14 protein-coding genes are annotated in these 16,478 nt (G+C 34.6%); 2 read left to right on the top strand and 12 right to left on the bottom strand.

All coding sequences use genetic code 11. From position 1 onward, the window contains the following. Window positions 1-14 precede the first annotated feature (14 nt). The 8 genes from ribB to GN105_RS10480 form a co-directional block, all read right to left on the bottom strand. Window positions 15-1,136 (bottom strand): 3,4-dihydroxy-2-butanone-4-phosphate synthase, encoded by a 1,122-nt coding sequence (gene ribB / locus GN105_RS10515; RefSeq protein WP_155285360.1) that lies wholly within the window; start codon window positions 1,134-1,136, stop codon window positions 15-17. A 78-nt stretch (window positions 1,137-1,214) separates the two neighbouring features. Beyond that, the gene (locus GN105_RS10510; protein WP_155285359.1) at window positions 1,215-2,426 is read right to left on the bottom strand and encodes a Gfo/Idh/MocA family protein; all 1,212 of its coding nucleotides are present in this window, start codon (window positions 2,424-2,426) and stop codon (window positions 1,215-1,217) included. Window positions 2,427-2,439: 13 nt separating this feature from the next. Further along, complete coding sequence (gene bioA / locus GN105_RS10505) at window positions 2,440-3,717, bottom strand: adenosylmethionine--8-amino-7-oxononanoate transaminase (protein ID WP_155285358.1); 1,278 nt, start codon at window positions 3,715-3,717, stop codon at window positions 2,440-2,442. A 491-nt stretch (window positions 3,718-4,208) separates the two neighbouring features. Continuing rightward, window positions 4,209-4,850 carry an endonuclease III domain-containing protein gene (locus tag GN105_RS10500; protein ID WP_155285357.1) on the bottom strand — a complete coding sequence of 214 codons (642 nt, stop codon included), beginning with the start codon at window positions 4,848-4,850 and terminating at the stop codon, window positions 4,209-4,211. A gap of 125 nt (window positions 4,851-4,975) precedes the next feature. Further along, entirely contained in the window at window positions 4,976-5,779 is an 804-nt protein-coding gene (locus GN105_RS10495; protein ID WP_155285356.1) for a M48 family metallopeptidase, read from the bottom strand. A 420-nt stretch (window positions 5,780-6,199) separates the two neighbouring features. Beyond that, window positions 6,200-7,312, bottom strand: a complete 1,113-nt coding sequence (gene dnaJ / locus GN105_RS10490) for a molecular chaperone DnaJ (protein ID WP_155285355.1) — start codon at window positions 7,310-7,312, stop codon at window positions 6,200-6,202. Window positions 7,313-7,325: 13 nt separating this feature from the next. Next, window positions 7,326-7,874, bottom strand: a complete 549-nt coding sequence (locus GN105_RS10485; RefSeq protein WP_155285354.1) for a nucleotide exchange factor GrpE — start codon at window positions 7,872-7,874, stop codon at window positions 7,326-7,328. Window positions 7,875-8,020: 146 nt separating this feature from the next. Then, entirely contained in the window at window positions 8,021-8,512 is a 492-nt protein-coding gene (locus GN105_RS10480) for a phosphoribosyltransferase family protein (protein WP_155285353.1), read from the bottom strand. A gap of 131 nt (window positions 8,513-8,643) precedes the next feature. On the opposite strand from GN105_RS10480, the gene GN105_RS10475 reads away from it, so the two are divergent. Then, window positions 8,644-10,500, top strand: coding sequence for an SLC13 family permease (locus GN105_RS10475; RefSeq protein WP_155285352.1), 1,857 nt, complete (start codon window positions 8,644-8,646; stop codon window positions 10,498-10,500). 35 nt (window positions 10,501-10,535) lie between these two features. Next, complete coding sequence (gene bcp / locus GN105_RS10470) at window positions 10,536-10,997, top strand: thioredoxin-dependent thiol peroxidase (RefSeq protein ID WP_155285351.1); 462 nt, start codon at window positions 10,536-10,538, stop codon at window positions 10,995-10,997. Window positions 10,998-11,013: 16 nt separating this feature from the next. Here bcp and GN105_RS10465 read toward each other — a convergent pair whose 3' ends face one another. The 4 genes from GN105_RS10465 to GN105_RS10450 form a co-directional block, all read right to left on the bottom strand. Next, window positions 11,014-12,273 (bottom strand): hypothetical protein, encoded by a 1,260-nt coding sequence (locus GN105_RS10465; protein ID WP_155285350.1) that lies wholly within the window; start codon window positions 12,271-12,273, stop codon window positions 11,014-11,016. Between the two features lie 57 nt (window positions 12,274-12,330). Further along, window positions 12,331-13,539: a hypothetical protein gene (locus GN105_RS10460; protein WP_155285349.1), complete on the bottom strand. Its 1,209-nt coding sequence runs from the start codon at window positions 13,537-13,539 to the stop codon at window positions 12,331-12,333. Between the two features lie 803 nt (window positions 13,540-14,342). Further along, window positions 14,343-14,873 (bottom strand): hypothetical protein, encoded by a 531-nt coding sequence (locus GN105_RS10455; RefSeq protein WP_155285348.1) that lies wholly within the window; start codon window positions 14,871-14,873, stop codon window positions 14,343-14,345. A 536-nt stretch (window positions 14,874-15,409) separates the two neighbouring features. After that, a complete protein-coding gene (locus GN105_RS10450; protein ID WP_155285347.1) occupies window positions 15,410-16,237 on the bottom strand; it encodes an RteC domain-containing protein in 828 nt (275 codons plus the stop codon). Window positions 16,238-16,478: the final 241 nt, after the last annotated feature.

Genomic DNA, 16,478 nt, shown 5'->3' with positions numbered 1-16,478 from the left:
AATAGGCAACTTTTTTAATATTCAATTTCCTCTACAATTTCAAGTCCGTAACCTGACATCCCTACGTAATGTGATTGTTTTGAATTAGTTAGTAATCGTATCTTACGTATGTTCAAGTCGTGAAGAATTTGCGATCCCATTCCTATATCTTTTGTATCAGTGGAAGGTTGCGGAATATAATTGCCATTCTGTTTTTCTTTAATTTCTGTGATACGTTTTAGCAAATCTTGCGAATATCCTTCTTTATTGATAACCACTACTGCACCTTTACCTGCCTCATTGATTTTTTTAAATATTCGTTCAAGCGGATTATCCTTATCATTTGCCAAAATCTCTAATATATCATTGCTGATAAATGACGCGTGGACTCTGGTAAGTACCGCCTCATCGGGCTCCCAAGTGCCTTTGGTAAAAGCTAAATGTATTTGTTTATTAGTCGTTTGCTCATAGGCACGCAAGCGAAATTCTCCGTAAGGTGTTTGCAAGTAGAAGTCTTCTTTTTTAACAATTAAAGTATCTTTCCGCATTCGGTAAGCGACCAAATCTTCTATTGAAATAAGTTTTAAATCAAAACGTTTGGCAATTTCTACCAATTGTGGAAGCCGAGCCATTGTTCCGTCTTCATTTAATATCTCCACCAGAATTCCCGCTGGTTGAAAGCCTGCCAGCCGAGCCAAATCAATTGTAGCCTCAGTATGCCCTGTTCGGCGAAGCACACCTCCTTCTTTCGCCCGAAGTGGGAAAATATGCCCGGGTCGCCCTAAATCCGACGGTTTTGTTTCAGGATTAATCAATGATAAAATTGTTTTTGCTCTGTCGTGAGTTGAAATTCCGGTGGTACACCCCTGCCCTATCAAATCCACGGAAACTGTAAATTGAGTTTGATGTAACACTGTGTTATTGTGTACCATCATCGGCAAATCCAACTCGGAACAACGCTTTTCAGTAAGCGGTGCACAAACCAAGCCACGACCGTGCGTAATCATAAAATTTATCATCTCAGGAGTAACTTTTTCTGCAGCAGCAATGAAATCTCCTTCATTTTCACGATTTTCATCATCTACCACAATAACTACCTTTCCTTTTTTTATATCTTCAATAGCTTCTTCAATTGTGTTTAGCTCTATTTTTTTCATCTTAACTCAATTTTCGGGCAAATATAATTATTTAAAGTAATAAATTTATAAAAGAATCTAAATTTTATTTTTCAAGCGTTATCCATTCAAAAAATCAGGAATATCAACAGGAATACTTCCTTTTTCTACGGAAATTTGTGATAATTCTGTAATGCACGACCACAATGCTCCATCGTATACGTTTTGGTCTAACGGAAGTCCATTTTTGAGGCAGTACACTAATCTGTAATCCATAATGATATCCATAGGCTTTTGTTCCGGAAGTTTTTCTCTCAAATGAGCGGTTTCCAATACATAATGATGCTGATTTTGTTCCAAATACGATGCTACTTCCTCCTGAGTTAATTGTGGAATTTCCCTTTTGTCGAAATAAATTTGAGGAGTGGGATATTTTTGAATAAATCCGTCTGTTCCACTCACTAAAAATATTCTTGAATATGGTCGCGGACTGGTATCATCGTGTTGTAATAAAATGGTTTTCCCTTTTTCCGTTTGAATAAGCGTCAAATTAATATCGCCTGTGTAATGTGCTTTTGCCTGTGGAGAGTCTTTCCCAAAGGTGGCTTCAGCATAGCGTTTCATCCCGATTGAAAGAGATGACATCGACACTAATTTTACCAAATTATCTTCTCTTAAAATATTCATTGCCTGACAAATAGGAGCTATTCCGTGTGTTGGATACGGATTTCCGTTATGTGTTTGGCTATATTTCATCCGCCATTCGCCTCGCAAGGTATCCCTATCATTTTGCTGAAAATTCAAACGCCTTAAATCGTGAATATAAGCCCCTTCTCCGTGAACAATCTCTCCAAAATCTCCTCTCTTTGCCATTTCAATAGTCATCAATTCGAAGCTATCGTAACACGCATTTTCCAACATCATACAATGTCGTTGAGTTTCTTCTGCAGTTCTGACAATTTCCCAACAATCGGCAACGGTCATAGCCAACGGAACTTCCACTGCTACGTGCTTGCCACAACGCATTGCGTATGTCACCATTTCGGTGTGTTGCTCCCAAGGTGTAGATATATAAACCAAGTCAATTTCTTCCATTTCGCAAAGTTTCTTCCAATCTTCCTTTCCTGTGAAGAAAACCGGTGAAGCAGACTGATTTTCTGTAATTTTCTTGGCTTTTTCTATATATTCCTTATACACATCACTCACCGCCGAGATACGTACATCCAAATACATATATCGCTTCAGGGCTTCAATACCTCGAATGCCAACGCCGATAAATCCCACACAAAGATTTTCTATGGGAGCGACCTTCAAATCGAATACTTTTTTCATTTTTAAACCGATTTTATGAAGCAATTTCCTTTATTGCTTCTTCAATTACGCTATAAATACGCTGTAACTGTGCATTTGTAACAATATACGGAGGAAGTATGTAAATTGTATTGCCAACAGGACGTAAAATTATGCCTTTTTCAATAAAAAAATCATACAATCGGTTGCGAATACTTCCATAATACGATGTATTTCCTGATGTTTTCACTTCAAAAGCTAAAATAACCCCCAGCGTTCGTGCATTTTCAACATTCGGGTTGTCATTTAATTTTTGCACAAATTCCTTATGATGTTGCTCGATACGTTTTATGTTTTGCTGAGTTTCGTCTGTTTGCAAAATTCGGATTGCCTCCAAAGCAATAGCACATCCTGTAGGATTCGCCATATAAGTATGCCCGTGAAACAGAGCTTTATTCACGTCTTCATCACAAAAAGCATCAAAGATTTCCTGAGTTGCCGAGGTTACCGCCAACGGAATCGTTCCTCCGGTCAATGCTTTTGAAAGACAAATAATATCCGGTTGCTCACTTAAATAATCACAAGCGAATGTTTTCCCTGTTCTACCAAATCCGGTCATTACCTCATCGGCGATTGTGATAACATTATGGCTTTTAGCTATTTTTATCAAATTGTCCAAAGCCTTTTCAGCATAGATTTTCATTCCCGCTGCACCCTGAACCAACGGCTCAAAGATGAAAGCCGCTACTTTGTGCTTTGTTATGGCTTCTTTTAGCTTTTCTTCCGATAATTGCTCCTTGCCCTTCTCCGGAATGGGAATCCGCACCACTTCCAAAAGCTGCCCCTTAAACGATTCCGTAAAGAACGATATTCCGGAAGCTGCCATCGCCCCAAAAGTATCGCCGTGGAAAGCATTTTCGAACGCCACTATTACGTGTTTTTTCTCTCCCTTATTGAAAAAATACTGTATTGCCATCTTTATTGCGACTTCCACAGCAGTTGAACCATTGTCCGAAAAGAATATTTTCTGCTGATTGGAAGGCAAAATAGAAATTAGTTTCTCTGCTAAAAGCACCGCAGGCTCGTGAGTAAATCCCCCGAAGAGTACGTGTTCCAGTTGTGTTAATTGTTTGTATGCCGCTTGTGCTAAAAGCTCGTTACTATGCCCAAAAGGGTTTACCCACCAGCTGGAAATGGCATCAATGTATTCCTTTCCGTCCTCATCCCAAAGCAAAGCATCTTTCCCTTTAACAATTCCTAAAGGTTTGGAAGCTGTTTGATGTTGCGTATAAGGATGCCACAGATGTTTTTCATCTCTTTGTTGTAACTTCATAATTATTTATCGTTAGTTACTTCTATTTATTAAAATATCTTTTGTGTTTACTACACGATTTTGCTTATTATTTAATTTGCGTTGAATTTTTATCTTATTAAATCAATACTTATTCTTCATCATCTTTATCTATAATTATTGATTTGACATTGCATACTTTTACTTTTATATTTTCTTGTATTGAATTTATATTTTTGATTATTACATCTTCAAAAATAACACTTGTTTATTAAATTTTTACTATCTATCTTATATTATTTTGTCTTGTTTTTAAACATATCACACTTGTTTTTGTATCTTTTATAGTTCCTTTTGAATTGCTCACAATTACATTCCAATAAAAAACACTTGTTTTTTGATTTTTCTTCAATTATTTGAATTTTTACTAATCTCTCTTCTAAAATTCCTTCCCGTTCTTTGTATTTTTTATATTGATATAAGATATTTATAATTTGTTATGTAAACTTTTACTTCTTCATTAAGTATTTTGACTAAATGGAATTAATAACTGATTTCCGTCCGATAGTTTTTGTAATGATATCTTTCTCGATATTCCACCCTCGGGCAGGACTATACTCTCTTCCGTATAAAATAATCTGGATATGGAGTTTATTCCACTTCTCCTGAGGAAATAAACGCTTCGCATCTTTTTCAGTTTGCGTTACATTCTTTCCGTTTGATAGCCCCCATCGGTACATTAGCCGATGAATATGAGTATCCACGGGGAACGCAGGAATGCCGAAGGCCTGCGACATCACCACACTTGCCGTTTTATGCCCAACCGCAGGCAACGCTTCCAAATCCTCAAAGCTTTGTGGTACTTCTCCGCCGTGTTTGTCAATCAAAATGTGTGACAGTTCATAAATTCCCTTCGACTTGGCAGGAGAAAGCCCCACCGGTTTGATGATTTCACGAATCTCATCAACGGATAGCTTTATCATATCGTACGGATTGTCCGCTTTTGCAAAAAGTAACGGTGTTATTTGATTTACGCGGGCATCGGTACTTTGTGCAGAGAGTAGCACGGCTATTAACAAGGTGTATGGGTCTTTATGGTCAAGGGGGACATCTACTTTTGGGTATATTTCCTCCAATGTATTGATTACAAAACTTACTTTTTCGGATTTCTTCATATTTATATGCTTCCTCTTTAACGTTCATCTGCATTCTTCAAAAAAGAATTGCTTGTACTCACTGTTTTGTTTCGTACTTCTTTTTCAAAGAATGCAGAAAATATATTTTTTTGATAAAATGTTCCTTATTTGAAGGTTGTTATTCCGTATTTTGCTGCTTCGGCTTTTGCTTTAGGAACCCAATTTTTCAGATTTGCTATTCGCGAAGCATTGGACGGGTGCGTACTCAATATTTCAAGCGACTGTCCTGAACTGTTTGCTTGCATTCGCTCCCATAATTTAGGTGCTTCTTCAGGATTGTATCCTGCAATTGCCATAAGTTGAATTCCTATTTCATCGGCTTCGGTTTCGTGTGAACGGCTATAAGGCAACATTCCTAATATTTGTGTTGCCGGTGCGTACGCTGCGTTGAATGTGTCCTTATACTTGCTATCGTGAAGAGCCACATTGCCGACAATCGCTCCGAGTACCTGTATGTCACTTGCACTCATCCGCTGAGCTCCGTGGTCAAGTAGTGCGTGAGCAACTTCGTGTCCCATAACAACTGCCAACCCTTCCTCGCTTTTGGTAATGGGAAGAATTCCTGTATAAACCACAATTTTCCCTCCCGGCATACACCACGCATTGGCTTGTTTGTCGTGAACCAAATTGTATTCCCATTTATAATCTTTCAAATAGTCCTTATGACCGATTGCCTCTGCCCACATTTGAGCTGCTTTGGCAATCCGTTGCCCTACTCGCTTAACCATTTCAGCCTCTGACGTTCCCATAACAACTTCATTTTCTTTCAGAAAAGTAGAATATTGAGTAAAAGCCATCGGAAACAAAGTACTGTTCGATTTAAAGTTTAACGTATTTTTTCCCGTAAAAGGATTTGTTTTGCAAGAAAAAACCACTAAAAAAATGATAACCAGACTAATTCTTCTCATAACTTTCTTTTTTTGTAACAAAATAAAATATCTTTTTTATAACCTCATCACCGAAGAATAGAAGGCAATGATTTAGTAACAAAAACAACCCTCGTTGATTTTACCTTTTTTAGGTTGTAATTCAGTGAGGCAAAGATACAAACTATTTGCAAATCAACAAAAAAATCTTGTTCTCGCTCTATGCACTGGGATTGAAAACCCATATATCAAAATATTAGCATAAAATCCCCACAATGATTGAGTAAAAAATATTTTTCCATTGCTTCCCCCATAACAAATATTCTTCATTGTTTGGTAAAAACAGAAATTTATTTTGGATATATTATCAAAAATAGAAACAAACATAAAAAATAAAGTTGAAAGCCCAGCAATTACACTGCCCTTTCAACTTTATCGTAATACAAATTCTAAATTTATTTATTATGAGAACATTTCTTTTACCTTTTCAAAGAAGGATTTGTCTGATTTTTCAGGGTTGGGAACAAATTTAGAATCGTTGAGCATCTCTCTAAAAAATTCCTTCTGTTTTTCTGTAAGATTTTTGGGGGTCCAAACATTTACGTGAACGATTAAATCTCCTGTTCCATAACCATTTAAACTGGGAACTCCTTTTCCTCTTAACCGAAGGATCTTCCCTGATTGTATCCCTTCTTCCAATTTAATTCGTACTTTTCCAGTAACGGTTTCAATCTCTTTAGAAGTTCCCAAAGCGGCTTCCGAAAAGCTGATATACAGGTCATAATGCAGATTTTCGCCTTCTCTTTTAAGCGTTTCGTGTTCTTGTTCTTCAATAACCACCAACAAATCACCTGCAAGGCTGTTTCTTCCCGGAGCCTCGTTTCCTTTTCCGCTAACTTTCAGTTGAACGCCCTCCATAATTCCGGCAGGAATTTTCACGGAAATAGTTTCCTCAACAACTTTTAATCCTTGATAATCAGCATCTGAAGGTCGATAATCAATAATTTGCCCACTTCCGTGACAAGACGAACAAGGACTTGCTGTTTGCATTCTTCCAAGCATTGTATTCACTTCACGAACAATCTGCCCTGTTCCGTTACAAGTCGGACACGTTTTATAGGTAACTCCCTCTGCCTGAACCTTTCTTTTAACTTTTATTTTTTTCTCTGCACCTTTTACGATGTCTTCCAGTGAAACTTTTATACGAACTCGAAGATTTTCGCCTCGCATATGAGTTTGCTGACCTCCTCCGAAGCCTCCAAATCCTGAAAAACCTGAAAATTGCCCGCCAAAAATATCTCCAAAATGACTGAAAATATCCTCCATTGTTGAGTGATAACCTCCTCCTGCGTTTTCAAAAGCCGCGTGCCCAAAACGGTCATACTGGGCTCTTTTGCTATCGTCGCTCAATACTTCGTATGCCTCCGCCGCCAATTTGAAATTTTCTTCGGCTTGCTTGTCTCCGGGATTTTTATCCGGATGGTATTTTAAAGCCTGTTTGCGATATGCTTTTTTGATTTCAGCAGCGGTTGCCGTTTTTGAAACTTCTAATATTTCGTAGTAATCTTTTTTCATTGATTTTTATAAACTATTGTCCTACAACAACTTTTGGATATCGAATGACTTTATTTCCCAACTTGTATCCTTTTTCGATAACATCTACCACTTTACCTTTCAATTCTTGTGAAGGAGCTGGGATTTGAGTAACAGCCTCGTGTATTTCACTATCAAAAATATCACTCGGAGCTACCTCTATCTTTTCCAATCCTTTTGATTTGAGCGTATTAACTAATTTATTATATATCAATTCCACTCCTTTTAACATATTCTCGTCACCTGATTTTGAAATCTCTGCCAAAGCTCTGTCAAAATCATCTATCACAGGCAACATTGCTGACAAAATGTCCTCTCCTGCCGTTTTAAAAAGCTCTATTCGCTCCTTGGTTGTGCGTTTTTTATAATTTTCAAACTCAGCAAACAAACGTAAAAATTTATCCTTTTCTTTCGCCAACTCCTCTTCTACATTATTTTGAGGAGATTCATTATTTTGTTCAGATTCCGTTTCAGGAGTAATTTCTTCTTTTTGAAGCTCTTCATTTGAAGCGGACTCTTCGTGTGTATTCTTTTTTGTACTCATAATCAATTTTTTTAGTATAAAAACGATATAATCATATTCAAAAGTGTGCCATTTTTTCTTTTGTGACAATATGGCAGAAAGACATTCTAAACTAAAATCGTGCAGAATGCCTTTTTAATTTGAAAAACTAATATTTATTTGCTTAATTACTCTAAATATGCGACATAATTTCCTTCATTAAACTCAACCGAAACGTGTTCTTGTAAGGAAGTAGATAATGAAATCCCTTTAAAATCAGCCTTTATCGGGAAGTTTTTGTGGTTTCTGTTCACTAAAACGGCAGTTGTTAATTTTTTTAAAGGGACTTCTAAAAAGTGTTTAACACCGTAGATTAATGTCAATCCCGAATTTAAAACATCATCAACCAAAACCACTACTTTATCTTTGTATTGTTCTGACTCTATGGAAGTTGTAATTCCTTCAAGCGGATTTTTTTTGTTCATTTTCACTTTACATAAAATCACTTCAATAGGACTAATTTCAGAAAGTATTTTTTTTAAGTTTTCCGCAAAAATATATCCATTTCCTTGAATTCCTGCTAAAATAATTTGGGTTTCATTTAAATTTGCCTCGTAAATTTGAAAAGCTATCCGTCTGATTTTGTGTTGAATATCTTGATGATTTAATATTGGTGTCATAATTTTTGCTATTTTTCGGTTCAAATATATGAAAAAATACAAACATTAAACATCAAAAATTTTGATAATATGTTGTTTTTTACTACCTTTGGTGTGCAAGTATTTCTAAATTTATTCCAAATTAATCTTCTATGTACATAACTCTTACCATTTTGTTTGCTTCGGCGATTTTTTTTATGAGCGGAAAAGTTCGTTCCGATTTAGTAGCTCTGTGTTCATTGGTTTTATTGGTAGTTTTTGGCATTCTTACTCCTGAAGAAGCTCTTTCAGGCTTTTCGAGTTCCGTTGTAATAATGATGATTGGGCTTTTTGTGGTGGGTGGAGCCATTTTCCAGACAGGACTTGCAAAAATGATTAGTAGTAGAATTCTTCGAATGGCAGGAAACAGTGAAATTAAACTTTTCATTCTGTTAATGCTCGTAACTTCATTCATCGGAGCTTTTGTAAGTAACACAGGTACAGTAGCTTTGATGCTTCCGATAGTGGTCAGTATGGCGATGAGTTCCAACATCAATACAAGTCGTTTATTGATGCCAATGGCTTTTGCCAGCAGTATGGGAGGAATGATGACCCTCATTGGTACACCTCCTAACTTAGTGATTGATGAAGTGCTCATAAAGGAAGGATATCCTCAACTAACATTTTTTTCGTTTACACCTGTTGGAATTGTTTGTTTGATTGTTGGAATCTTATTTTTAATCCCTGCAAGCAAGTTTTTATTATCAAAAAAAGAGAATTCAGGTACGGAAAACAAAAAAAAGAGTAAATCTTTATATGATTTAGTTAATGAATATCAACTTGCTACGAATTTATATCGTGTACAAGTTAATAAAAACTCACCTTTTGAAGGAAAATCCATAAAGGAAATACGAATTTATGAAAAATATCGCACTTCTGTGTTAGAAATACGTCGTAAATCTACTTCCAACAATCCTTTTTTTAAATCCGGCAATCAAGAAGTGGTTAATGCTGACACAACTATTTTTGAGGGAGATATTTTATACCTGCAAGGAGATTTCGAAAACATAAAAATGATGATTTCCGAAAATAAATTGGAACTTTTGGACACACATCAAACAGAAGAAAAAAAGACAGATGTACTTAATTTTCAAGAAATAGGAATTGCAGAAGTGTTAATTATGCCGGCATCAAAGTTCGTAAATTTACCCATCAAAGATTCCAAATTAAGAGAACATTTTGGTCTGAATATTTTGGGAATTCAGCGGAAAAACACTTATATTTTACAACATCTGAAAGATGAAAAAATGCATTCGGGAGACATTCTGCTTGTACAGGGAACTTGGGAACACATTGCACAACTTGAAGCCGAACGTAGTCAGTTGGTTGTTTTAGGACAGCCGATGAGCGAGGCATCGAAAGTAACACTAACTCACAAAGCTCCCATAGCGGGACTCATTATGATAGCAATGGTTTTTGCTATGATGTTCGATTTCATTCCTATTGCTCCTGTTACTGCTGTTTTAATAGCGTCGCTTTTAATGGTGATTTCAGGAGCGTTGCGAAATACGGAAGCCGCTTACAAAACCATCAATTGGGAAAGCGTAGTGCTGATTGCCGGAATGTTACCTATGGCTTTGGCTCTGGAAAAAACAGGAGTTTCCGATCTGGTTTCAAAAACTTTAGTAGGAAGTTTGGGAGGTTACAGTCCTTATGTATTGCTTGCAGGTATTTATTTTACCACCTCACTGATGACAATGTTCATAAGCAACACAGCTACAGCGGTTTTGCTGGCACCAATAGCTTTCCAGTCGGCAGTTTCTTTAGGGCTGAATCCGCAAGCATTTCTCTTTGCAGTTGCCGTTGGAGCGAGTATGTGCTTTGCTTCTCCGTTTTCAACACCTCCCAATGCTTTGGTAATGTCGGCAGGAAGATACACTTTTATAGATTACGTAAGAATTGGACTTCCGTTGCAAATCATTATGGGAATCGTAATGGTTTTTGTACTTCCGCTGTTGTTTCCTTTTTAAGCTACTTTTTTCTAATAAAACAAACAAATTAAGATATGAACACATTAAAAATTGGCGATTCTGTTAAAAATTTCAAAGGTATAGACCAAAACGGAAAAGAAATTAGCCTTTCCGATTACAAAGGAAAAAAGCTGATAATTTTTTTCTATCCAAAAGCAAGCACTCCGGGTTGTACTGCCGAAGCTTGTGATTTGAGAGATGGTTACAACCTTTTGAAAGAAAAAGGATACGAACTTTTAGGCATCAGTGCCGATTCTGTAACAAAACAAGCTAATTTCGCTTCTAAAAACAATCTGAATTTCCCTTTAATAGCCGACGAAAACAAGCAAATTATTGGGCAATTCGGCGTGTGGGGAGAAAAGAAATTTATGGGTAAAACTTTTGACGGAATACATCGTATGACCTTCATTCTAAACGAAAATCATATCATTACACACGTCATAGAAAAAGTGAAGACAAAGCAACATACTCAACAAATTTTAGAGATTATCAAATGATAATCTCTAAAATCCTTTATAATTCGATTTGATATTGAGCCACAAACATTCCTTTCCTTGTACTGACTTTTTTTTCAGATTTATCAAAAATAGGACGACTGTTATAACCTAATGACAACTTACTTTTATGTCCGTTAAAGAAAACGTTCAATCCCAAATCATACACATTTACTGCCTGATTTAAACCTTTATAATCAGCAAACTTCCAACCAAAATTGGGCTGAAAACGTACCTTATGATTTTCCGATTTTGGCAACAAATATCCAAATTGAAACATAATGGAATTTCCCGTTCCTACAATCGGATAAGCATTTCCACCTCCGTTGAAGGAAGTCCCTTCCGCATCAAAAATACCGTTAACTGCAATATTTCGGACATATTTTTCTCCTAAATTTATATTATTGAAGGCTAAATAGGTAGTTACAGCTGCATTTCTTTCCGATACGGGCATATCTATAAACAAATCTATACCCAAATTTCTATAATCATCGTGTTTAACATCTGTTCCTATCAATCTTTCAAACATTTTTGGCTTAAAAGCATATCCCAATCCCAAATTTAGTATCTTTTTTGCTCCGATATAAGTCCCTATACCTCCACTATAAGGACTTCTGTTACTTTCATCATCAAAAAATTCATACTTTAGGTATGAAGCATATCCAAAAGAGGTATGTTTTTTGGAATAACCAAAACTTTTTATGTGAGCATCTGTGGGCATTGCAATACTTTGAACATTCAGGTTATATTCAAGCTTTCCTAACTGTCCCTTAACGTACATTCCTATGTTTCGTCCCACATCATCGTGATGATTTATTGTAAACAATTGATGTATGGCAGGATCCAAATTCATCATCGAACCATTGGAAAAATACACATAACGCCCGGGACCCGCAAAAATAAGTTTTCCTGCTCCCAATTTCAATTTCGGACTGAATGTGTATTCTGCCAAAATATCAAGCAACCTGAAATCGGTTGAACGAATGGTTTTCTGATTGATATTATTATTTCCCATCAGCAAAAAGAAATACAACTTCTTATTTATTTGAGCTTGAAAACCAACTCGATAGCGTCTTACAGAAAAATCAACAGCCTGATTCACAGCTTCTCCGCCTATGGTTGTTCCCGGATTAGTATCCGTATATCTCAGCCAAAATTGCCCGCGAAACGACCCCTGAATGTACGTATCTCCCCGTTCATCAAAATTATATCTCAGAAGTTGAGCATAAAAACTGATTGAAAATAAGCCACATACAATCAAAAAAACACTTTTTTTCATAAATCAATAATTTTTAGCCAAAAATAATAAATTTACGATAAAAATGCAAGTCAAAAATTATTCTTTTTTTAATTTTAAGCTAAGTACGAACCAATACGAAACAGGGAGTAAAAACAGAATGCTGCCAATAGCCAAATACAAAAAATACGCATCAAAAAAAGGAAAGTCAAGCCAAAGAAATAAACCTTTATAAGCTATAAGAATTTCTGTAACAATAAAAGCCAAAAGATAAACTAAAACAGATAATTTATTTACTTTCAATAATTTGTAAGAAGATAAAACACTCAACAATCCCAAATTTATAACTCCTAAAAAATTCAGATGCAAATAACTGACAATCAAATCAGGATTATTAAAAACAGGTTTGAAAATATTTAAAACAATCCCGAAAATCATCACACACACTTTCAAAATAAAAAACAACAAAAACAATGTAGCCAAAAGCGATTTTTCAGAAGTCCTAAAAAAATATAAATAACTTAAAACTAATATCATAATCAGCCATATAATTCCGGAAAAACCTCCTGTTACGTAAAATTCCGTAAAGTTAAATATTCCTAACCAAGACACCGTTAATGTCCCGATGACGGCAACCTGAAATCCGTAAAATATTTTTTTCATCAGCTGAGGAAATCTCACATCCCAGCCAAATTTCCGTATGAATAATCCTGTTAATGAAGAAAGTATCCAACCGTTGTACTGAAAATGCAGAAAAAATGCTATAGAAGCCTTGTAGAAATCCGAATCTTTCCCAAATTTGACAATCGACAAAGGTATTGACCAAATTCCTAAACTTGAAAGAATCAAGTAAAAAACGCCCATTTTTACAAAAAGAAACGAAACACTGCTATATTTCTGTTCCTTTTCAATCATCAAAATCTGATTTTTGGATTTTTTCAGGAAGAAATAACTATAAATGTATGATAAAAGAACAAAAATAGATGAAAATATAATAGAAAACACTCCGTATCCTTGAAAAAGAAAACTAAAAAACATTCCCAGCACCGAAAATTGCGTAACGTAAAACAATCTTCTGTATTGCTTTTCGTAAACAACATTAATAAATTCTCTACTAATAAGTGATGATAACAAAACATACATCCAACCCAAAAAAGCAGTGTGCGAATGTGCGTGAAGTATATAACGATAGTTGTATTCAAAAGGAATCGGCATAACATATACCAAACGAAGAAAAACTCCTAAGCAAACTACCACGAGAAAATAAAAAAAAGCACAGCGGATGTCAGTAATTATATTGATTTTCATTTTTTATCATACTATTGATACACCTCTTTTATATGAATAAAAAACTCAAATTTTAATCCCTTTGCCGAAAACAGGAATAAAAACTAAATCATCAACAGCAAATCAGACTTTAAAACCGATTTTTTATTTCCCTACAAAAATAATCATTTTACCCGACAAACAAAAAATACGGCAAACTATTTTTTTGCGTAACTTCGTAAAAATCAATTTTTAATTAGAAAATAAAAGCATAAAACAACCAATGTGTATTCCTTTCTGTTTTATCTCATATTTTTTTATTGTTTTTTATTTTCTTTCTGAAATATAACATAGCTAACTTTATATAAATTGTCGCACTCTAAAATCCTCCTTTTGAAGGAGGTGTCCGAAGGACGGAGGATGTTTCCTTAGAATTTACATCCCCCTGCCCCCTTTTGAAGGGGGAATCAGTATGACAGACTATTTTGGGTTAGCTATATACAATTTTTTCCGAAAAGTTCACCCGAATAGAAATTACTCTCCAAAAAATTACGAAGAGTTTGCCCGAGCAAAAATTATTCTCCGAAAAATTCCAAAGAGTTCGCCCAAGCAGAAATTACCTTCCAAAAAATTACGAAGAGTTTGCCCGATCAAAAATTATTCTCCGAAAAATTCCGATTAAAATAATGTCTTTGACTTTATTCAGACAGACAAACACAATCTGATTTATCAGTTAGTTATATAGTCTATACAAAAGTATTTTTTTATTTACTTACAAAAAATCATAAAAAAAGACAGCCTTTTATAAGCTGTCTTTTTAGATATAAGTTATTAAAGTATTATCATTAAAAAATCACATATTTAATTTTCAAACCGATGGTAGGTAAAAAGCTACTGTATAAACTATATTTTGTAGAAGCATATCCTAATCCTATATGAAAATTAAGCAATAATCTATTATGCAATTCGGTTTGTACTCCCCAATGTAATTCATTTATCATAAAGGTATGAGTACCCTCATCGGCTTTAATTCCGTAGTATAATTTATTTTGAAAACCGATATAATTTCCTTTATTAAATAAAATATTTTTATTTTTACGAATACGATTATCTCTGTTGTAAAATCTTTTGAGTTCAATTCGCGTGTACGGACGAAAATCATCAAAAACATAATTTATACTTCCTAAATTTTTTAATACGGAAGAACCCACTCCTGCAGAAATTTCAGCTAAAATATTTGTTGAAATAGGCTGTTCAATAAAAGCCCCTACTCCTAACATTGTAGCGTCAATGCCTATTTGTCTTTTTACTGCAATATCTTGTGCCTTAGTAAATAAAGGAAAGCTTACAATCAACATTAAAATTATTTTTTTCATCTTATATAAAAATTAATAACTACTTAATAATACATTATTTTTTAATTAATTCGGCTGCAAAAATATACAATTATTTGAGATAAAAAATAATATTTTTTTTAGCTATCTATTTCATTTTTAAATAAAAATAATTATTTTGTTAAAAGCATATATTAAACACAAAACATCAAAAAATAAATTATACAATATGTATCTTTTTCTGTTTTCCTTTTCATAAAATTGATATGTATTTTTCTGACAAAAATCTAACTAAAATTATATAATATTTATTATCAGAGAGTTACTTATTTTTCAAAGTCTATGAGGTAACGATTTAGTAACGGAGCCAATTTCATTGATTTTATTTATTTTGCGTTGTAACTCAATGTCGCAAAGGTACGAACTATTTACAAATTGGCAAAAAAATCTTACCTTTGCCCTGTGAACAGGTGGTGGTTGCAACCACCACCTGTTCAAAAGGTCAATAGTAAGGCAGTCCCGTTCAAAACAATCAAACGGGACGTTTGTAAGTTAGTTACCCTACTGATGAAAACGGATTACCTATCCATATATTCTTCCAATGTCTTTTTTAATTCATCTAAGAAAGCGGTTTTTGATTTGGCACGTGTTTTCATCCGATGGAAAGCGTGATGGCTATCTTTTAAATCGATATTGAATATTTTACCAAAGACAGCAATGATTTTTTTGATACTCATCTTCCCATAAGAAATCGCTTTGATGTGTTGTAAGGCATAAACGAGTTCAATCAAATCATTTTTGGTAGCAGTCCATTCTAAATCTGTAACGACTTCTTGGAGGCTTCCTTCTAAATCAGTAATACGATTGGAAAGATATTCACCCAATTGTTTTTTACAAAGTATTTGAGCGACCAAAAAATCGTAATAAGTTGAGAAATCGGCATCGAAATTCAACATATTTTCAGGCAGTCCTTCGGTATCCACATTGATTTGATACCTTACAAAGTATCTGTCATCCCAAGAATGATTTTCTGATAGGTAATAATTGTAAAAAGGATTTTGCTTTAAACAAATTTTAAAATCTTTTTCAATTTTCTTTCCTTGCTGAACAAAAAAATCTTTGAGATGTGCTTTGGACAATACCGAAGTTACTGCTTCCCATTGATATAACTGATGATAAAACAACCATTTTCCCTGCACGACAGGTTTCACATCACGAAAGAATATGATTTCTTCGTTTTGTGAATCAAATCCATTGTCTAAGACATAGATTTTTAGCTCTTTAAGCATATCGCTTAATAAGGACATCATCTGTAATGATTCCTCTACACAACTTTCAGGCAAAAAACTCACCTTTTGTTCCTCTTGCTTTATTTTCAAGAGAAACTGATAAAAAAATGTATTCATATTCTTGAATAATTGATTAATTTCTCTATAAAGCTTTGTGCTATGTCAAATTTAGGTGGAATGCCCTAATCTTGCTAATAATGTGAAAACTACGCTTTTTTACCCATATAGGCTCATTGGCTTTTTTGTATCTGTTTTTTTCTTTTTGGAGATGATCGTTTAATGTAATAAAATTAAACAATTGATTATCTGTAAATTATAATTACTTCGTTAAAAAACATTAAAATGCACTAATCAATGG

Origin of the sequence: Capnocytophaga felis, assembly GCF_009684755.1 — a bacterium.
Taxonomy (GTDB): domain Bacteria; phylum Bacteroidota; class Bacteroidia; order Flavobacteriales; family Flavobacteriaceae; genus Capnocytophaga; species Capnocytophaga felis.
This window is presented reverse-complemented; position numbering and strand designations above follow the sequence as displayed.

Excerpts from the sequence above, each read along its gene's own strand:
- ribB (WP_155285360.1), bottom strand. The coding sequence starts at position 1,136 with ATGAAAAAAATAGAGCTAAACACAATTGAAGAAGCTATTGAAGATATA.
- GN105_RS10510 (WP_155285359.1), bottom strand. The coding sequence starts at position 2,426 with ATGAAAAAAGTATTCGATTTGAAGGTCGCTCCCATAGAAAATCTTTGT.
- bioA (WP_155285358.1), bottom strand. The coding sequence starts at position 3,717 with ATGAAGTTACAACAAAGAGATGAAAAACATCTGTGGCATCCTTATACG.
- GN105_RS10500 (WP_155285357.1), bottom strand. The coding sequence starts at position 4,850 with ATGAAGAAATCCGAAAAAGTAAGTTTTGTAATCAATACATTGGAGGAA.
- GN105_RS10495 (WP_155285356.1), bottom strand. The coding sequence starts at position 5,779 with ATGAGAAGAATTAGTCTGGTTATCATTTTTTTAGTGGTTTTTTCTTGC.
- dnaJ (WP_155285355.1), bottom strand. The coding sequence starts at position 7,312 with ATGAAAAAAGATTACTACGAAATATTAGAAGTTTCAAAAACGGCAACC.
- GN105_RS10485 (WP_155285354.1), bottom strand. The coding sequence starts at position 7,874 with ATGAGTACAAAAAAGAATACACACGAAGAGTCCGCTTCAAATGAAGAG.
- GN105_RS10480 (WP_155285353.1), bottom strand. The coding sequence starts at position 8,512 with ATGACACCAATATTAAATCATCAAGATATTCAACACAAAATCAGACGG.
- GN105_RS10475 (WP_155285352.1), top strand. The coding sequence starts at position 8,644 with ATGTACATAACTCTTACCATTTTGTTTGCTTCGGCGATTTTTTTTATG.
- bcp (WP_155285351.1), top strand. The coding sequence starts at position 10,536 with ATGAACACATTAAAAATTGGCGATTCTGTTAAAAATTTCAAAGGTATA.
- GN105_RS10465 (WP_155285350.1), bottom strand. The coding sequence starts at position 12,273 with ATGAAAAAAAGTGTTTTTTTGATTGTATGTGGCTTATTTTCAATCAGT.
- GN105_RS10460 (WP_155285349.1), bottom strand. The coding sequence starts at position 13,539 with ATGAAAATCAATATAATTACTGACATCCGCTGTGCTTTTTTTTATTTT.
- GN105_RS10455 (WP_155285348.1), bottom strand. The coding sequence starts at position 14,873 with ATGAAAAAAATAATTTTAATGTTGATTGTAAGCTTTCCTTTATTTACT.
- GN105_RS10450 (WP_155285347.1), bottom strand. The coding sequence starts at position 16,237 with ATGAATACATTTTTTTATCAGTTTCTCTTGAAAATAAAGCAAGAGGAA.